The 16820-nt window shown below is 63.6% G+C and carries 16 protein-coding genes; 9 read left to right on the top strand and 7 right to left on the bottom strand.

Translation table 11 applies throughout. The features are described from left to right. Positions 1-6: 6 nt before the first annotated feature. On the top strand, positions 7-1110 hold the full coding sequence (locus AC1DVW_RS17800) for a FecCD family ABC transporter permease (RefSeq protein ID WP_477324735.1): 1104 nt from the start codon (positions 7-9) through the stop codon (positions 1108-1110). A gap of 7 nt (positions 1111-1117) precedes the next feature. Then, entirely contained in the window at positions 1118-1906 is a 789-nt protein-coding gene (locus tag AC1DVW_RS17795) for a heme ABC transporter ATP-binding protein (protein WP_477324733.1), read from the top strand. Here AC1DVW_RS17795 and rirA read toward each other — a convergent pair whose 3' ends face one another. Beyond that, the gene (rirA, locus tag AC1DVW_RS17790; RefSeq protein WP_477324731.1) at positions 1907-2368 is read right to left on the bottom strand and encodes an iron-responsive transcriptional regulator RirA; all 462 of its coding nucleotides are present in this window, start codon (positions 2366-2368) and stop codon (positions 1907-1909) included. Positions 2369-2571: 203 nt separating this feature from the next. Here rirA and AC1DVW_RS17785 point away from each other — a divergent pair, with 203 nt between their 5' ends. The 3 genes from AC1DVW_RS17785 (at position 2572) to AC1DVW_RS17775 (ending at position 5091) form a co-directional block, all read left to right on the top strand. Next, complete coding sequence (locus tag AC1DVW_RS17785) at positions 2572-3867, top strand: DUF445 domain-containing protein (protein WP_477276773.1); 1296 nt, start codon at positions 2572-2574, stop codon at positions 3865-3867. 128 nt (positions 3868-3995) lie between these two features. Beyond that, positions 3996-4424, top strand: a complete 429-nt coding sequence (locus AC1DVW_RS17780; RefSeq protein ID WP_477276771.1) for a phasin family protein — start codon at positions 3996-3998, stop codon at positions 4422-4424. A 169-nt stretch (positions 4425-4593) separates the two neighbouring features. After that, positions 4594-5091 carry a MaoC family dehydratase gene (locus AC1DVW_RS17775; protein ID WP_477324729.1) on the top strand — a complete coding sequence of 166 codons (498 nt, stop codon included), beginning with the start codon at positions 4594-4596 and terminating at the stop codon, positions 5089-5091. 155 nt (positions 5092-5246) lie between these two features. On the opposite strand, the gene AC1DVW_RS17770 is transcribed toward AC1DVW_RS17775, so the two are convergent. Beyond that, the gene (locus tag AC1DVW_RS17770; RefSeq protein ID WP_477324727.1) at positions 5247-6704 is read right to left on the bottom strand and encodes an MFS transporter; all 1458 of its coding nucleotides are present in this window, start codon (positions 6702-6704) and stop codon (positions 5247-5249) included. Positions 6705-6839: 135 nt separating this feature from the next. Between AC1DVW_RS17770 and AC1DVW_RS17765 the strand changes: the two genes are divergently transcribed. Then, positions 6840-7733, top strand: a complete 894-nt coding sequence (locus AC1DVW_RS17765; protein WP_477247899.1) for a LysR family transcriptional regulator — start codon at positions 6840-6842, stop codon at positions 7731-7733. Positions 7734-7741: 8 nt separating this feature from the next. Here the strand turns inward: AC1DVW_RS17765 and AC1DVW_RS17760 are convergent, their stop codons facing one another. Genes AC1DVW_RS17760 through AC1DVW_RS17750 form a run of 3 tightly spaced genes read right to left on the bottom strand, consistent with a single transcriptional unit; the run spans position 7742 to position 10167 of the window. Continuing rightward, the gene (locus AC1DVW_RS17760) at positions 7742-8782 is read right to left on the bottom strand and encodes a zinc-dependent alcohol dehydrogenase family protein (RefSeq protein WP_477247901.1); all 1041 of its coding nucleotides are present in this window, start codon (positions 8780-8782) and stop codon (positions 7742-7744) included. 31 nt (positions 8783-8813) lie between these two features. Continuing rightward, on the bottom strand, positions 8814-9464 hold the full coding sequence (maiA, locus tag AC1DVW_RS17755) for a maleylacetoacetate isomerase (protein ID WP_477247903.1): 651 nt from the start codon (positions 9462-9464) through the stop codon (positions 8814-8816). 4 nt (positions 9465-9468) lie between these two features. Next, a complete protein-coding gene (locus AC1DVW_RS17750) occupies positions 9469-10167 on the bottom strand; it encodes a fumarylacetoacetate hydrolase family protein (RefSeq protein WP_477276761.1) in 699 nt (232 codons plus the stop codon). A 181-nt stretch (positions 10168-10348) separates the two neighbouring features. Here AC1DVW_RS17750 and AC1DVW_RS17745 point away from each other — a divergent pair, with 181 nt between their 5' ends. Next, entirely contained in the window at positions 10349-11032 is a 684-nt protein-coding gene (locus AC1DVW_RS17745; protein WP_477247906.1) for a response regulator, read from the top strand. A 4-nt stretch (positions 11033-11036) separates the two neighbouring features. On the opposite strand, the gene AC1DVW_RS17740 is transcribed toward AC1DVW_RS17745, so the two are convergent. Further along, positions 11037-12377, bottom strand: coding sequence for an ATP-binding response regulator (locus AC1DVW_RS17740; RefSeq protein WP_477276748.1), 1341 nt, complete (start codon positions 12375-12377; stop codon positions 11037-11039). A 10-nt stretch (positions 12378-12387) separates the two neighbouring features. Then, entirely contained in the window at positions 12388-13638 is a 1251-nt protein-coding gene (locus AC1DVW_RS17735; protein WP_477324725.1) for an FIST N-terminal domain-containing protein, read from the bottom strand. 199 nt (positions 13639-13837) lie between these two features. On the opposite strand from AC1DVW_RS17735, the gene AC1DVW_RS17730 reads away from it, so the two are divergent. Beyond that, a complete protein-coding gene (locus tag AC1DVW_RS17730; protein WP_477247912.1) occupies positions 13838-14338 on the top strand; it encodes a (2Fe-2S)-binding protein in 501 nt (166 codons plus the stop codon). 128 nt (positions 14339-14466) lie between these two features. Next, positions 14467-16818: a xanthine dehydrogenase family protein molybdopterin-binding subunit gene (locus AC1DVW_RS17725; protein ID WP_477324723.1), complete on the top strand. Its 2352-nt coding sequence runs from the start codon at positions 14467-14469 to the stop codon at positions 16816-16818. Positions 16819-16820: the final 2 nt, after the last annotated feature.

Here is a 16820-nt window from a genome sequence, read left to right as displayed (position 1 = left end):
GCAATCATGGCCAATCAATCGATCGCCGGCCCGGCGGGTACGATAAGGACCGCAGCCGATGGCGACCGTTCGGTCCGAGCCCGCATCGTCATCCTGCTTTTGTGCATTGGCCTTGCCGTCGCCGTGCTGTTGTCGCTGACCTCAGGCGCATCGGACGCGTCGGCCGTCGGCGTCGTTCGCGACTGGCTGCTGGGAGCGGTGCCAAATGATGCGGCACTCGGCGCGCGCGACCGGCTGATCGTCTATGACATCCGCCTGCCGCGCGTCATTCTCGGCATGCTGATCGGCGCATCGCTCGCCGTCTCCGGCGCGGTCATGCAAGGGCTGTTTCGCAATCCGCTGGCCGACCCCGGCCTGATCGGCGTTTCCGCCGGATCGAGCCTTGGCGCGGTCGCCGTCATCGTCCTTGGCGGCACCGTTCTGGCGCCCTTCGTTGCGGCACTGGGCACGCTGGCCTTGCCGCTGGCGGCATTCTGCGGCGGGCTGGCGACGACGCTGGTGCTCTACCAGGTCGCGACGCGGCAAGGCCGCACTTCGGTCGCTACCATGCTGCTCGCCGGCATTGCGCTGGCGGCGCTCGCCATGGCGCTGACCGGCATCCTGATCTTCATGGCCGATGACCGGCAGTTGCGCGATTTGACTTTTTGGCAACTCGGCTCGCTGGCCGGGTCGACGTGGCAAAAAATCGGCTCCGTCGGGCCGGTCATGGTGCTGGCGCTGGCGGCCATGCCGTTTCTGGCGCGCGGCCTCAACGCATTGGCGCTCGGCGAAGCCACCGCCGGTCATCTCGGCATCCCGGTGCAGCGGCTGAAATACACGGCCATCGTCGGCGTCTCGGCGGCGGTCGGCGCGTCTGTCGCCGTCAGCGGCGGCATCGGCTTTGTCGGCATCGTCGTGCCGCATCTGTTGCGCCTGGCCATCGGCCCCGACAACCGCTATCTGCTGCCGGCGTCGGCACTGCTTGGCGCCTCGCTGCTGCTTTTGGCCGATGCCGTCGCCCGCACCATCGTGGCGCCGGCCGAGCTGCCGATCGGTATCGTCACAGCGATATCAGGCGCGCCGTTCTTCCTGTGGATCCTGCTGCGCAAGCGCGGCGTGATAGACCTGTGAGGCCGTCATGATCGAAGCACGCGATGTCTCGGTGGCAATTGGCGGCAAGCGCATTGTCGCCAATGTCGATTTCGCCATGCGGCCGGGCGAAATCGCGGCCATCGTCGGCCCCAACGGCTCGGGCAAGACGACATTTCTCAAGGCGCTCTCCGGCGACCTTGCCTATTCGGGCCACGTCACGATCAACGGCCGCGATCTGTCGGCGATGAAGCCGGTCGAGGCCGCGACGTTGCGCGCCGTGCTGCCGCAGGCGACGACACTGTCCTTTCCCTTCACGGTGCGTGAGATCGTCAGGCTTGGCCTCATTGGCGGGCGTTCCGGCGCGCTGCCCGGCGAAAACGAACGCTTGCCGGAACGGGCGCTGGCGCGCGTCGATCTCGACGGCTTTGCCGGCCGTTTCTACCAGGAGCTTTCGGGCGGCGAGCAGCAGCGGGTGCAGCTTGCCCGCGTACTGTGCCAGGTGTGGGAGCCGGCGCTCGACGGCAAGCCGCGCTACCTGTTCCTCGACGAGCCGGTCTCCAGCCTCGACATCAAGCACCAGCTGATCATCATGAACATCGCCCGCGATTTTGCCAGGCGCGGCGGCGGCGTGGTCGCCATTCTGCATGACCTCAATCTGACGGCCATGTATGCCGACCGGATCTTCGTCATGCATCGCGGCAGGCTTGCCGCCACCGGCTCGCCGCATGACGTGCTCAGCGACGAACTCATCGAAAGAGTGTTCGATTGCCGGCTGAAAGTCGGCGTGCTGCCGGCCGCAAATATGCCGTTCGTGTTGCCGCAGTCTGCGGCGTAGTCAGGCGGCTGGCGCTCGACGCTCCAGCATGTCGATGCCGAGGAGATGGCGCATATTCGGGCGCGCCGCCACCATATCGGCGATGGTGTAGCGCGACAGCACGGCGAAGAAGGCGTTGAGCGCTTCGCGCAGCGCCGAATTCAGCGCGCAGCTGTCGATCAGCGGACATTCGGCGGCGTCGTTCTCGAAGCATTCGGCCATGGCGAAGCTCTCTTCCGTCACCCGCACCACATCGAAAAGGCTGATCTGCTCGGCGGGGCGGCCAAGCCTGACACCGCCATTCCTGCCGCGCACCGTCTCGACCATGCCGTGTTCGACCAGCGGCTGCAGGATCTTGAACAGAAACAGCTCCGATACCGAATAGGCGGCTGCGATCTCGGGAATGCGGCTCAACCGTTCGGTGTTGGCGGCGCAATACATCAGGATGCGCATGGCATAGTTGGTCTGGCGGGTCAGCCGCATTTTATCCTCACGAAGCAGTAGCTTGAGCCCAATATGGCCCATACCTTGGAACAATTCCAGACTGGCACCGCATAATAGATGAATACACCCGTCAACTTTATGTGCGCCATCGCGCAGACCGTGAACCGGCTTCTTCGGCGGCGGGCATTCCGGCAAGCGCGATACTAGATAATATCGAAAGATCGACCAGGAAACGCATATCCATGTCACGAGCCGTCCAGGCCTTTGCGCCCATCCAGTCAGACGCGGATACGTACGCCAAGCTGTCTGCGCTCAGGCGCACCAAATTCGTCGCCACCGCCGCGCTCGTGCTTTGCGTCCTCATCTTTGCCGTGGCCAAGTCGTTCGAGGGCCGCCACCCCTGGCTGGGTTTTGTCGCCGCCTTCGCCGAGGCGGCGACGATCGGCGGGCTGGCCGACTGGTATGCGGTGGTGGCACTGTTCAAGCGGCCGCTCGGCCTGCCGATCCCGCACACCGCCATCATCCCGGAGAATCAGAGCCGCATTGCCGATAATCTCGGCCGGTTCATCGAGGTCAATTTCCTGGCACCCGAACCGGTGCGCGAAAAGCTCGCCGAGGTCGACTTTTCGGCGCTCGTCGCCGACTGGCTGTCGGACCATGAGCGCGCCGCCGGCCTGTCACATTTCGTCGGCCGGCTGGTGCCGCAGACGCTGGCGGCCGTTGAGCAATCCGGCCTGCGCGGTTTCGTCACCAGCCGCATGCTGGAGCAGATCGAAAAGGTGCCGCTGGCGCCGCTGGCCGCCGAACTGCTATCGGCCCTGACCGACGACCGCCGCCACCAAAAACTGTTCGACGAGTTCACCAAGGTGATCGGCCGGTTCCTCAGCGACGGGCAGGCGCTGGCGACGATGCGCGAAAAGATTCGCGAGGAACTGCCGTCACTGTTCAACCTGTTCAGAGCCGACGCCTATCTGTTGAAGAAGATCGTCGCTTCCGCCGGTTCGTTGCTCGACGAGGTGCGGGCCGATCCCGATCACCCGATGCGGGCCGAATTCGACCACTTCGCCCAGGCCTTCATCGAAAAGCTGAGGACATCCAAGCAGTATGCCAAGCGCGCCGAGAAGCTGAAGCGGGATTTCCTTGCCCGACCGGAGCTGAAGGCGCTGGCCGGCGACATGTGGGAGAGCATGCGCCTGTTCATCGAACAGGATGCCAAGGCGCCAAATTCGATGATCCGCAGCCATCTCGCCAACATGTTCGTCGAAGTCGGCCGCCATTTGGCCCACGATCCGCAGATCAGGGCCGACATGAACCAGGGCTTTGTCGTGGCGCTGTCGTCCTTCGTCGAGAGCCAGAAGAGCGGCGTGTCGAAGTTCATCGCCGACCAGGTCAAGCGCTGGGACCTTGCCCAGCTGACAAGGCTGATCGAAATGAACATCGGCCGGGACCTCCAATATATCCGGTTCAACGGCATGGTCATCGGCGGTCTTGCCGGCGTCGTGCTCTATGTTGTCGAGCGGTTGTTTCTCGCCAACTAGCGTAAAGCGATCCCCGGGCTCTTTCGCGACAGGTGATTCTACTGCGCGTGCGAATGGACACGCGGCACGCGAGTGCTATTCTGCCCTGCGGGTGCCCAGCATCTGCGGCAACAGGGGAGAGAACGACAATGGCAAAACGACCTGAGACTGACTCCTTCATGGACATGTTCAGCCGGTTCGGCCGCGACCTGAAGGTGCCCAATGTCGATGTCGAGGCGATCCTCAGTCATCATCGCAAGAACCTCGAAGCGCTTGAAAAATCAGCCAAAGCGGGCGCCGCCGGGGCGTCCTCGCTATTGTCCAGGCAGCGCGAGATGCTGCAGGACACGCTGCGCGAAATCACCGATATGGCGCAGAGCTACAGAGCGCCAGGCAATCCGCAGGAGTTCATGACCAACCAGGCGGCATTCGCCCGAAAATCCTTCGAGGCAGCGTTGAAGAATGCCGGCGAGGTCGCCGAACTGGTCAAGAGTTCCGGCACAGAATCTGTCGAAATCCTGCGCAACCGGATCAAGGAAGCGATGGAGGAGATCCGCGCCGGCTACGACAAGAAGTGATTTCTGCAGCGTGCGCCGTCTTCTCCTGGCGCAGTCTGACCGCTTCCGGCGCGGCCGCGAGCCAAAGCGCCATCCACCCCGAAATGGCGGAACGGATTTGCACGCGGCGAATTGACAGAGGCTGTCGGTTCGTGGTCCGGAGGCAGGCGAAGCGATCGGGAAAGCAGGAATGACGGAAATACGGCCTAAAACGCCGCCGACCTTTGAACAGCTGCGGACAATGGCCGGGCAGGAGCTCGGCGTGTCGGAATGGACGACGGTCGATCAGCACCGCATCGACCAGTTCGCCGAATGCACGGGCGACCATCAATGGATCCATGTCGACCCGGAGCGGGCGAAGCGGCAAAGCCCGTTCCGCACGACGATCGCGCATGGCTATCTGACACTGTCGATCATCGGCGCGCTGGCGCTCGGCATGGGCATCGTGCCCGAAAACACCCAGGCTGCCTTCAACTACGGTTTTGACAAGGTGCGTTTCCTGTCGCCGGTCAGGGTCGGCAAGCGCATCAGGCTGCGCACCACGCTGCTTTCGGTGGAAGACAGGGGGCCAGGCCAGTATCTGATGAAGGCCGCAAACACCGTCGAGATCGAAGGCGAGCCGAGGCCGGCGCTGACCGCCGAAACGCTGGTCATGCTTTATGAGCGCCGCAAGCGCGCAGGCGCCTGAGGGTATATCGATATTCAGGTGATGCCGGCCTGCAAATGGCGACTTCCTGCGCTTCCGGTGCTCACGTACGAAAAGTACGCTCCGCTCCGGTTCTCGGTATCAGCCATTTTCGGCGCGGCCTGACCTGAATCTCAACATACCCCGAATGGCGCGCGTCAAGACTGTTGTGCGGCGGATGTGCTAGGTATCCGGCTAGCAAAACGGGCCGAAAGAACTGCCAGGATCAGCGCTACCAGCACCAGACCGCTTGCCGCTTCGAAAGTGGCCCGCATTCCCTGCGCGGCCGCGGCCGGCGATAGGATCGTCGTGTCCGCACCGCCTTGGCCCGTAGCGACCGCGAACACAGCGCCCATCACCGATGCGCCGGTGATGAGGCCGAGATTGCGCGACAGGTTGAGCAGGCCGGAGACGACGCCACGCTCGCCAGCACCGACACCGGTCATGACGGCTGCATTGTTGGCGGTCTGGAACAAGGCGTAGCCAACACAGGTGACAGCGACCGGCATGATATAGCTGGCAATGCCCAGTTCCATCCAGGCCAACGACAGGAGGAAGCTGCCAGCGGTGAGACTGAACAGGCCGGCAATCATCATCCGATGGGCGCCGAAACGATCGACCAGCCGTCCTGCCAGCAGCGCCGACAGGGAGGAAACAAGCGGACCGGTCGAAAGCACCAGCCCGACCCTGGCGGCGTCCAGCCCGAGCCCGCGCGACAAATAGAACGGGGCAACCACCAGCGTCGCCATCATCACGGTGGCGACGATGAGGTTCATGGCAAGGCTTGCATTCAACGCATGGTCGCGGAATTTCGCAGGCTGGATCAAAGGGTTCTCGACCCTTGTCTGCGCAAACACGAACAGAACGACACCGACACCAGCCGCGATCAGCAGGCTGACATTGATGGCGCCAAAACCACCGCGGCCAAGCGTCATGGCCAGCGCATAGGCGGCCAGCATCAGGGCGAGCAAAGCCGTGCCGATCCCGTCGAAACCTTGGCCTGCTCCCGCTGCCTTGTTTGCTGCCGGCAGAGCGCGCCAGGCCAGGGCAAAGGCTAGCAGACCGAGCGGCACATTGACGAGGAAGATCGCGCGCCAGCCGAGGCCGGCGATCAGCAGGCCGCCAAGCGAGGGGCCGAGTGTGGTGCCGATCGCCGACATGGCGCCGAGCAGGCCCATGGCGCTGCCGGTCCTTTCCCTGGCGACGGTTTCGGCGACGAAGGCCAATGTCAGGGCCATCATCATGGCCGCACCAAGCCCTTGGGCGGCCCGCGCGGCGATCAACAGCCAAAGGGTTGGCGCCAGGCCGCATAGCACCGATGCCGATGTGAACAAAGCGATGCCGCCAAGCAGCAGCGGCCGGCGGCCGAAAATGTCGGCGAGCCGCCCGGCGCTGACGATCAAGGTGGTGATGGCGAGCAGATAGGCAAGGACCACCCATTGCACGGACTGGAACGACGCGCCGAACGCCTGCATCAGGGAGGGAAGCCCGACACTGGCGATGCTGGTGCCGAGCGACGACAACAATGTGCAAAGCGCCAGGCTTGCCAGCGCCCATCCCGCCGATTGGATTTTTCCAGGCGCGGATGCCCGCAGATTTTGCTCAGCAACTGTCATGTGACTTCCTTTCCGTCAGATCCCGAAACCAGGGCTTTCAGAGATCTAATCTCCTAGGTGATGTGGCGGAACGCGCAGCATTTGCATCTTATTCATGCATGAAACGCCATTGCCGATCTGTGCTAGGGTCGGCTGATGTCATCGCCTGATCTCAACCTGCTTGTCGCCCTGGATATCCTGCTGACCGAAGGCAGCGTGGCGCGCGCCGCCGAACGGCTAAGGCTTAGCCCCTCGGCGATGAGCCGGACGCTGGCGCGGTTGCGCGAGACGACAGGCGATCCGCTGCTGGTCCGCGCCGGTCGCGGCCTGGTGCCGACGCCGCGCGCCCTGGAATTGCGCCAGCAAGCGGGCCGTGTCGTTCAGGATGCGGAAGTGCTGCTGCGCCCAGCCAGGCTGCTTGACCTCCCAGGTCTGGACCGCACTTTTACGCTGCGCACCAACGAAAGCTTCGTCGAGGAGTTTGGCCCACGCCTTGTCGCCCGCATCGAAGCCGACGCGCCTCACGTGCGGCTGCGTTTCGCGCCCAAGTCCGACAAGGATGTCATGTCGCTGCGCCAGGCGGCGGTCGATCTGGAGATTGGCGTCGCCGGGGAAACCGGGCCTGAAGTGCGCATCCAGGCGCTGTTTCGCGATCGCTTCATCGGCGCCGTGCGAAGCGGCCATCCGCTGAGCGAAGGCATCGTGACAGCGGAGCGCTATGCGGCCGGCCGGCACATCAATGTTTCACGGCGTGGCCGCGAAAGAGGGCCGATCGACGAGGCCTTGAGCCGGCTTGGGCTGCAGCGGACAGTCGTGTGCATGGTCTCCGGCTTCTCGGCCACGCTCGCCATGGCGCGCGCATCCGACCTGATCGCCAGCGTCCCCGAGCGGCACACGGAAGGGGCTCGTGCCGGCATGCACAGTTTTGCGCTGCCCGTGGTGACGCCGGAGGTCACCATCTCCATGCTCTGGCATCCGCGCCTCGATGCCGATCCGGCGCAGCGCTGGCTGCGCGACTGCGTGCGGGAGATCTGTGCGTCGTCCCGCTGAAGGTGGCGCTAGAACTTGGTCACAACCCCAATGCCGATGCCCTCGAAACCGCCCATCGCCATCAAGGCCGCGGGCGCTTCGTCGAGGCTGATCTTCTTGCCGACCAGCAGTTCGGGCTTCAGCTTGCCGCTGCGGATCATCTCCATCATCGCGGGATAGCGATAGGCCTGCATGCCATGGCTGCCGAGGATTTCGAGCTCGAAGGCGATCACCTTGTCCATCGGCACTTGCGGGCGGGCGTGCTCGCCCAGCATCAGGCCGACCTGCACGTGGCGGCCTCGCCGGCGCAAATTCGCAATCGAGTTGAACGAGGTGGTGGGGTGGCCGAGCGCATCCATCGACATATGCGCGCCGCCATTGGTGATCTGCTTGACCGCCTTGACCACGTTCGGCGTCTTGGACGCATTGATGGTGGCGACAGCGCCGATCTTGCTGGCGAAGTCGAGTTTTTCGTCGGTGAGGTCGATGGCGATGACGTTGGCGCCCATGGCGCTGGCGATCATGATCGCCGACAGGCCGACGCCGCCGCAGCCATGCACGGCCACCCATTCTCCGGGTTTCACGCGGCCCTGGTCGACGATGGCGCGAAACGAGGTGACGAAGCGGCAGCCGAGGCTGGCGGCGGTGGCGAATTCCATCTCGTCGGGCAAGCGCACGAGATTGGTGTCGGCATGGTCGATGGCGACATATTCGGCGAACGAGCCCCAGCTGTTGAAGCCGGGCTGCGACTGGTGCTCGCAGACCTGATGGTTGCCGGAAGTGCATTCGAAGCAGCGGCCGCAGCCGACGGCGAACGGCACGGTGACGCGCTCGCCGGCCTTCCAGCGGGTGACCCGCTTGCCGACGGCGACCACGATGCCGGCCAGTTCATGGCCCGGCACATGCGGCAGCGTGATATCGGCGTCATGACCCATCCACCCATGCCAGTCGCTGCGGCACAGCCCAGTCGCCTCGACCTTGATGACGACGCCTTCCGGCGCCGGCTTCGGATCGGCAACGGTCTGGATCGTCGGCGCTTCGCCGAACTTTTCGAAGACGACGGCTTTCATCGGCAGTTCCTCATGCTTTTATCCCAATCGCCTATTCGGCATCGATCTGCTTCTCTGGCGCCGCCTTCTGGAAGGCTGGCAGCGCCATGCAGGCGGCGTGGATACGCGATATCGTGGGGTATGGCGTCAGGTCGACGCCGAAGCGGGCGTTGCTGGCGATCTGGGCAACCAGGCAGATGTCGGCCAAGCCGGGCGTGTCGCCATTGCAGAATGTTTTTGTCTGCGGCGACGAAGCCAGAATCTTTTCAAGCGGCTGGAAACCTTCGTTCACCCAGTGCCGGAACCAGTTGACGACATCCTGGTCGCTGGCGCCGAACAAATTGCGCAGCGAGGTCAGCACACGCAGATTGTTCACCGGGTGGATATCGCAGGCGATCATCTGCGCCAGCATCCTGACGCGGGCACGGCCAAGCGCATCCCTGGGCAGCAGCGGCGGGTCGGGCGTCGTCTCGTCGAGATACTCGATGATCGCCAGCGACTGCGTCAGCAGCGTGCCGCCCTCCAGGATCAGCGCCGGCACCAGCCCTTGCGGGTTGACCGAGAGATAGGTGGGCTCGAGATGCTCGCCATGGCGCAGATGATGCGGCACGTAGTCATAGGTCAGGCCCTTCATCTCCAGCGCGATCCGCACGCGGTAGGAGGTGGAGGAGCGGTAGTAATTGTGGAGGACGAGGTCGCTCATCGGATCACTCCCTCGGCTGACCGATGGTCACTTCGATTGCGCCGATGCCATCGACGCCGCCGGTGATCGTCTGGCCCGGCCCAACCGCGCCGACGCCGGCCGGCGTGCCGGTGAAGATCAGGTCGCCGGGCTGCAGTTCCACCGCCTCGCTGCAGATCGAGACGATGTCTGCTATCGGCCAGATCAGCTCGGCGAGGTCGCCGTCCTGTCTCATCTTGCCGTCGACGGCGAGCCAGATGCGGCCTTTTTCAGGATGCCCGGACTTCGATGCTGGAACCAGCGGACCGCAAGGGGCGGAACGGTCGAAGGCTTTGGACCAGTCCCACGGCCGCGCCGCTTTCTTGGCTTCATCCTGCAGGTCGCGGCGTGTGAGGTCGACGCCAACGCCGTAACCCCAGACATGATCCAGCGCCCGGTCACGCGCAATGCGGAAGCCGGCCTTGCCGATCGCGACAACCAGTTCGATCTCGTGGTGCAGGTTCTTGGTCAGCGGCGGATAGGGGATCGCGGTGCCGGAATCGACCACCGCGTCGCTCGGCTTGGTGAAGAAGAAGGGCGGATCGCGCTCGTCATTGCCGAGTTCGCGGGCATGCGCGGCGTAGTTGCGACCGACGCAGAAGATGCGGCGCACCGCAAAACGCTCCGCCGAGCCGGCGACGGCCACGGAAGGTGTTGCGGGCAAGGGAAGGACGTAGGCTGTCATGCACTGTCTCTGCTCGGGGTTTGCGCCGGCACATTCGACCGATTTGGACGGCCGGGCAAGGCATGGTGGTTGAGAAAGCCGGACATCACCGGTTGGCAAAAGATGGCGATAGACTATTTGCCAATAAGCTGGCCATGGTCGCGGGTCTATTGTCGGCCAGGGAGAAAGCAAAACGAACGCCATGACCACAGTCCACGATCGCGCCCGGTTTCTCATCATCGACGACCATCCGCTGTTTCGCGAGGCGCTGCACAGCGCGGTGCAGATGGCCTATCCCGAAGTCGACACGGTGGAAGCGCGCTCGATCACCGAGGCGCTCGACCTTCTGGCTGACGCCAAGCCGTTCGACCTGGCGCTGCTCGACCTCAGCATGCCTGACGTGCATGGCTTTGATGGACTGCTGCAGCTGAGGACCCGCTATCCGCGCCTGCCGGTGGTCATCGTTTCGGGTCACGAAGAGCCAAAAATCATTTCCGAGGCGCTGTCCTACGGTGCGGCCGGCTTCATCCCGAAATCGGCGCGCAAGAGCGACCTGGCCGCCGCCATCCGTTCGGTGATGGAGGGCGCGATCTATGTACCGGAAACCTATGAGGGCCAGCCGCCGGACGCCGACAGCACCGACCGTGCCGACATGGTGCAGCGCCTGGCCAAGCTGACGCCGCAGCAACTCAGGGTGCTGCAGATGCTGCGCCAGGGCCTGCTCAACAAGCAGATCGCCTATGAGCTGCAGGTCGGCGAGACGACGGTCAAGGCACATGTCTCCGAAATCCTGCGCAAGCTCAACGTGTACAGCCGCACGCAAGCCGTGATCGAGGTGTCGAAGTTGGACAACGCGGAGCTGTTTCGCGATCAGGCTGGGTTTTGAAGCTCTAAGCCAACAAATGCGCCAATAGTGCCCGCAATTGCGCCGGCTTCAACGGCTTGCGCATCAGCTCGATGCCGGCCGCGCGGGCGGCTTTCACCACCGCTTCGGAACTGTCGGCGGTGACGATCAGCGCCGGCACGGCACGGCCGACATAGTCGCGAACCTCGGCGATGGTGGCGGTGCCGAGGTCGCCGCCGTCGAGATGCTGGTCGGCAATGACGATGTCCGGCACCCAGTCGGTATCGCCGAGCAGGCTGAGCGCGTCATCGGTCGAGGTGGCGGCGCGCACCAGGCATTGCCAGCGCTCGAGCAGGAAGGTCATCGCCTGCAACACGTCGGCGTCGTTTTCGACCAGCAGCACCTTGGTGCCGAACAGGCCGTAGCCGCGCGGCCGTTCCATGTCGGCGGCGCTGGCGATGGCGTCGGCCGTCGCCCCTATGCCGACCGGAACGTCGATGTGGAAAATCGTGCCGCGTCCGACCTTGGATGAGAAGGTCACGGGATGGCCGAGCGCGGCGGCCATGCGCCGCACGATGGCCAGGCCCAGCCCCAGCCCGCCGCCGGCAAGTCCGGCATCGGCCGGCGTGGTGCCGCGCTGGAACTCCTCGAACACCGTCTCGCGCTGGTCGTCTGGAATGCCGCAGCCGGTGTCGGCGACGTCGATACGGATGGTGTCGCCACGATGCCTGGTGCCGATAAGGACGCCGCCGGAGCGGGTATAGTGCAGCGCGTTGGAAAGGATGTTCTGCAGAATGCGGCGCAACAAGGTGCGGTCGGAACGCACGACGGTGCTGACCGGGCGAAACTTCAGCGTCAGCCCCTTCATCTTGGCAACTGGCAGGAAATCCGAACGCAGCGACGAAAACAGCGTCTCCAGATTGACGTCGCCAATGTCGGGCTGCACGACGCCGGCATCGAGCTTGGAAATGTCCAGCAGCGTGCGCAGCAGGTCTTCCATCGTCTCCAGCGACCGCTCGACCTGGCGGACCAGCTTTCTGCCTTCGTCGCTGGTCTGCACCTCGGCCAGCGCCGAGACGGACAGATGCGCCGCGTTCAGCGGCTGCAGCACGTCGTGACTGGCCGCCGCCAGGAACCTGGTCTTGGAGAGGTTCGCCAGCTCGGCGTTTTCCTTGGCGGCGCTGAGGTCGATATTGGACTGTTCGAGCCGGCGCAAGGTCGAATGCAGTTCCTCGGTGCGCGTGCGCACCCGGTTTTCCAGCGAAATCGCTGTCTGAAACAGCGAGAAGGCGTTGCCCTGCTGGTCCATCGAGCGCTCGACCCGGCTGACCAGTGCGGCATTGATCTTCTTCAGCTTCTCGAGGTCATTGATGTCCCTCAGCGGCATGGAAAAGATCCTATTCCGCCGCCTGGCGTTCGCCGAAGGCAATGCCGGTAAAGGTCTGGTTCAAATGCATCGAGCGGTACTGTTCGCCATAGGTGCCGAAGCCGATGACATTGTTGACCCGGTAGAGCTCCGAAATGTCGCGAAAGACCTGGCGGTTGCGGGCGTCGAGCCGGCGCAGCACGCAATCGAAACCGAGGATCATGTCGATGCCGCCCAGCCGCTGCTCGACGTCTCTCAGTGCAGCGCGCGTCGATTCCACCATGTCTTTCGGCTGGGCAATCGACAGCACCACGCCGTCGTCGATGGCGCAGAAGAACGACAGCGAGCCGTCCGGGTGCATCTTCTGGATCGAGCGGCAGTAATATTCGCCACCCACCTTCACCACCACCGGATGCGAGGCGAAACTCAGCGGCGTCAGCGTCTGCGGCATGATACCGACCGAGGCGGCATATTCCTCGGCGGCATTGATGGCGTTGAATTCGCGCACGATGCGGTGATCGGGGTCGGACGCCGTCACCACCAGCTTTTCGTCGGTCGGAACGAAATTGTCGGTCTTGAAGACGTGGAAAGGAATTTCCGTTGATATCAGCACGATGATGGCGCTGTCCGAGGTGACCTTGCCGTTCGAGATCAGCCGCGTCGTCTCGAATTTCAGATCATCGCCCGCCGATCCGCCAATCAGCGGAATGTCGTCGAGCCCCCAATGGATGGCCGAGGTCACCGCCTCCTCGGCATAGGACAGGCCGTCGATGAAGCAGAGCGCAAACGTGCTTTTGGCCGGTTCGTGCGCGACGCGGCCACGCAGCAGGCGCCTTAGTGCCCCGACTTCGCCGGTGATCCTGTCCATCCCCGACGAGGAGAGATTATCGACCATGGTGCAGGCCACCGAAAATGCTGAGGAGGGGAGCAGCAAGGCAAGGATATGGCCTTCCTCCAGGCCTTGCGGGGTGATTTCGCCAGCAGTCGAGCAACCGGCATAGGCAAGCGCCGGCGCGTGGGCCTTCAGCGCTTCCGACAAGGCCGTTGCATCGACGAGGCTCTGGGAGAAAAAGATGAGCGCGAAGCCGGCATCGATGAGTAAAGCTTCGGCCGCTATCGCCCGGGCAAAAGCATCCGCGTCGGGCTCGTCCGTGGTGAGCGCCGACAGGCCGGATGCGTAGCTCCTGCGTGAACTGGCCAGCTGCTTTCTCCTGCGTTTCCCTCCGACGCCTTTTTTGTGCGCATCGGGCGCGCGGGCGTCGAAAGGGATTGTTGTCTTCAAGCGAGGCTTTGGCAATGGGCCAGGCCTATTCGGCGTGACCGAAAGTACAATATGCGGAATTTCGGACGAACTGCATGCTCGCAACCTCGGAATTCGTAGCCTTTTTCCCGCGCGTTATGCGGTATAGCAATAGCGAAAGCCGGAGCGCCCAGGCACCACCCGGCGGCCAAACGACCAAGGTAGTACCCAGGGAGGTTTCATGTCTGAAATATCGTTGATGGTGAACGGAAAGCGGATTAGCGGTGTTGCCGAGGGCCGCACACTTCTGGTGCATTTCCTGAGAGAGAATCTCGGCCTCACCGGGACCCATGTCGGCTGCGACACGTCGCAGTGCGGCACCTGCGTCGTTCATGTCGACGGCAAGGCGGTGAAGTCCTGCTCGATGCTCGCCGTGCAAGCCTCCGGGTCGAGCATCGTGACCATCGAAGGGCTGGCCAACGGCGCCGACCTGCATCCGGTGCAGGCGGCATTCAAGGAACATCACGGCCTGCAATGCGGCTTCTGCACGCCAGGCATGATCATGACGGCAACCGATATGATCGCCCGCCATCCCGAAGGCCTCGACGAGGCGACGGTACGCGCCGAGCTGGAAGGCAACATCTGCCGCTGCACCGGCTACCACAACATCGTGAAGGCGATCCTCGCGGCATCGAAGACGATGTCGAAGGCGTCGAAGGGCAAGGCGAAACAAGCTGCGTGAGGGATGAAGCGAGTAGCGAATAGTGAGTAGCGAGTAGTCGGCTTTCTCTGACCGAGCTCCAACTCACCACCATTCACCTACTCGCTATTGGCTACTCACTACTCGCTATTCTGGGAGGAATTTCTGCGATGGGCATTGAAGGTATTGGCGCTCGGGTCGTGCGCAAGGAAGACAAAAGGTTCATCACCGGCGCCGGCCGTTATGTCGACGACATGGTGGTTCCAGGCATGAAGCATGCGGCCTTCGTGCGCAGCCCGTACGCGCATGCGCAGATCAAGAAGATCGACGTCAAGAAGGCGCAAGCCATGCCTGGCGTGATCGGTGTCCTCACAGGGAAGGAGCTCAAGGCCGACGGCATCGGCAACCTCATCTGCGGCTGGATGATCCACTCCAAGGACGGCTCGCCGATGAAGATGGGCGCATGGTCGCCGCTGGCCTTCGACAAGGTGCGCTATGTCGGCGACGCGATCGTCATCGTGGTGGCGGAAACCAAGGGCCAGGCACGCGACGCCGCCGAGGCCGTCGAGATCACCTACAAGGAACTGAAGGCCGTCGTCGATGCCTCCAAGGCGATGGACAAGGGCGCGCCGCAGATCCACCCGGAAGCCGACAACAATCTGATCTTCGACTGGGACATCGGCAATGCCGACGACACCGCGGCCGCCTTCAAGAAGGCTGCCCATGTCGTGAAGATGGACATCGTCAACAATCGGCTGGTTCCCAACGCCATGGAGCCGCGCGCTGCGCTCGGCCACTACGACAAGGCCGAGGATCACTACACCTGCTGGACGACCTCGCAGAACCCGCATGTCGCGCGGCTGGTGATGAGCGCCTTCTACAATGTCGCTCCGGAAAACAAGCTGCGCGTCATTGCGCCCGATGTCGGTGGCGGCTTTGGCTCAAAGATCTACATCTATCCCGAAGAGATCGTCTGCCTGTGGGCCTCGAAGAAGACCGGCGTGCCGGTCAAATGGGTGGCCGACCGCACCGAGAGTTTCCTCACCGACGCGCATGGCCGCGACCATCACACCCACGCCGAAATGGCTTTTGACAAGGACCACAAGATCCTCGGTCTCAAGGTCGAGACCAAAGCCAATCTCGGCGCCTACATGTCGCTGTTTTCGTCGGCGACGCCGACCTATCTCTACGCGACGCTGCTGTCGGGCCAGTACAATATCCCGGCGATCCACGCCAACGTGAAGGCGATCTACACCAACACGGCCCCGGTCGATGCCTATCGCGGGGCAGGGCGGCCGGAGGCGACCTTCGTCATGGAACGGCTGATGGAGACGGCGGCGCGGCAGTTCGGCGTTTCGCCGGCAGAACTGCGCCGCAAGAATTTCATCACTTCGTTCCCGCACCAGACGCCGGTCATCATGTGCTATGACGCCGGCGATTATGCCGCCTCGCTCGACGCGGCGATGAAGGCTTCCGACTATGCCGGCTTTGCCAAGCGCAAGGCGGCGGCCGCCAAGAAGGGCCTGCTGCGCGGCATCGGCATGAGCTGCTACATCGAGGCTTGCGGCATCGCGCCGTCGGCGGCGGTTGGCTCGCTCGGCGCCGGTGTCGGCCTCTGGGAATCGGCCGAAGTGCGGGTCAACGCGGTAGGCACGATCGAGGTGCTGACCGGCTCGCACAGCCACGGCCAGGGCCATGAGACGACTTTTGCCCAGCTGGTCAATGAGCGCTTCGGCGTGCCGCTCGACAGTGTCTCGATCGTCCATGGCGACACCGACAAGGTGCAGATGGGCATGGGCACCTATGGTTCGCGCTCGGGCGCCGTCGGCATGTCGGCCATCGTCAAGGCGCTCGACAAGGTCGAAGCCAAGGCCAAGAAGATCGCCGCCCACCTGCTCGAGGCAGACGAGGGCGACATCATCATCGAAAACGGCGCGCTGAAGGTCGCCGGCACCGACAAGACCGTGCCATGGTTCCAGATGGCGCTCGCCGCCTACACCGCCCACAATCTGCCGGGCGGTATGGAGCCCGGGCTGAAGGAGACGGCGTTCTACGATCCGTCGAACTTCACCTTCCCGGCCGGCTGCTACATCTGCGAAGTCGAGGTCGATCCGGAAACCGGCACGACCGAAATCATCCAGTTCGTCGCCGCCGACGATTTCGGCAACATCATCAATCCGATGATCGTCGAGGGCCAGGTGCATGGCGGCATCGCGCAAGGGGTCGGCCAGGCCTTGCTCGAAGGCGCCCACTATGACGCCAGCGGGCAACTGCTGACGGCGAGTTATATGGACTATACGATGCCGCGCGCGGGCGACCTGCCGTCGTTCAAGGTCTCGACCTCGAACACGCCGTGCCCGGGCAATCCGCTCGGCATCAAGGGCTGCGGCGAGGCCGGCGCCATCGGTTCGCCGCCGGCGGTGATCAACGCCATCACCGACGCCATCGGCACCAACGATCTTGCCATGCCAGCATCGCCGTCCACTGTGTGGGCTGCGATCCGCACGACGACGAAACACTGAGG

The organism is Mesorhizobium sp. P3_B5, assembly GCF_056402815.1.
The sequence above is the reverse complement of the archived record's forward strand: the minus strand, read 5'-3'. Positions and strand labels throughout refer to the sequence as shown.

Excerpts from the sequence above, each read along its gene's own strand:
- AC1DVW_RS17800 (WP_477324735.1), top strand. The coding sequence starts at position 7 with ATGGCCAATCAATCGATCGCCGGCCCGGCGGGTACGATAAGGACCGCA.
- AC1DVW_RS17795 (WP_477324733.1), top strand. The coding sequence starts at position 1,118 with ATGATCGAAGCACGCGATGTCTCGGTGGCAATTGGCGGCAAGCGCATT.
- rirA (WP_477324731.1), bottom strand. The coding sequence starts at position 2,368 with ATGCGGCTGACCCGCCAGACCAACTATGCCATGCGCATCCTGATGTAT.
- AC1DVW_RS17785 (WP_477276773.1), top strand. The coding sequence starts at position 2,572 with ATGTCACGAGCCGTCCAGGCCTTTGCGCCCATCCAGTCAGACGCGGAT.
- AC1DVW_RS17780 (WP_477276771.1), top strand. The coding sequence starts at position 3,996 with ATGGCAAAACGACCTGAGACTGACTCCTTCATGGACATGTTCAGCCGG.
- AC1DVW_RS17775 (WP_477324729.1), top strand. The coding sequence starts at position 4,594 with ATGACGGAAATACGGCCTAAAACGCCGCCGACCTTTGAACAGCTGCGG.
- AC1DVW_RS17770 (WP_477324727.1), bottom strand. The coding sequence starts at position 6,704 with ATGACAGTTGCTGAGCAAAATCTGCGGGCATCCGCGCCTGGAAAAATC.
- AC1DVW_RS17765 (WP_477247899.1), top strand. The coding sequence starts at position 6,840 with ATGTCATCGCCTGATCTCAACCTGCTTGTCGCCCTGGATATCCTGCTG.
- AC1DVW_RS17760 (WP_477247901.1), bottom strand. The coding sequence starts at position 8,782 with ATGAAAGCCGTCGTCTTCGAAAAGTTCGGCGAAGCGCCGACGATCCAG.
- maiA (WP_477247903.1), bottom strand. The coding sequence starts at position 9,464 with ATGAGCGACCTCGTCCTCCACAATTACTACCGCTCCTCCACCTCCTAC.
- AC1DVW_RS17750 (WP_477276761.1), bottom strand. The coding sequence starts at position 10,167 with ATGACAGCCTACGTCCTTCCCTTGCCCGCAACACCTTCCGTGGCCGTC.
- AC1DVW_RS17745 (WP_477247906.1), top strand. The coding sequence starts at position 10,349 with ATGACCACAGTCCACGATCGCGCCCGGTTTCTCATCATCGACGACCAT.
- AC1DVW_RS17740 (WP_477276748.1), bottom strand. The coding sequence starts at position 12,377 with ATGCCGCTGAGGGACATCAATGACCTCGAGAAGCTGAAGAAGATCAAT.
- AC1DVW_RS17730 (WP_477247912.1), top strand. The coding sequence starts at position 13,838 with ATGTCTGAAATATCGTTGATGGTGAACGGAAAGCGGATTAGCGGTGTT.
- AC1DVW_RS17725 (WP_477324723.1), top strand. The coding sequence starts at position 14,467 with ATGGGCATTGAAGGTATTGGCGCTCGGGTCGTGCGCAAGGAAGACAAA.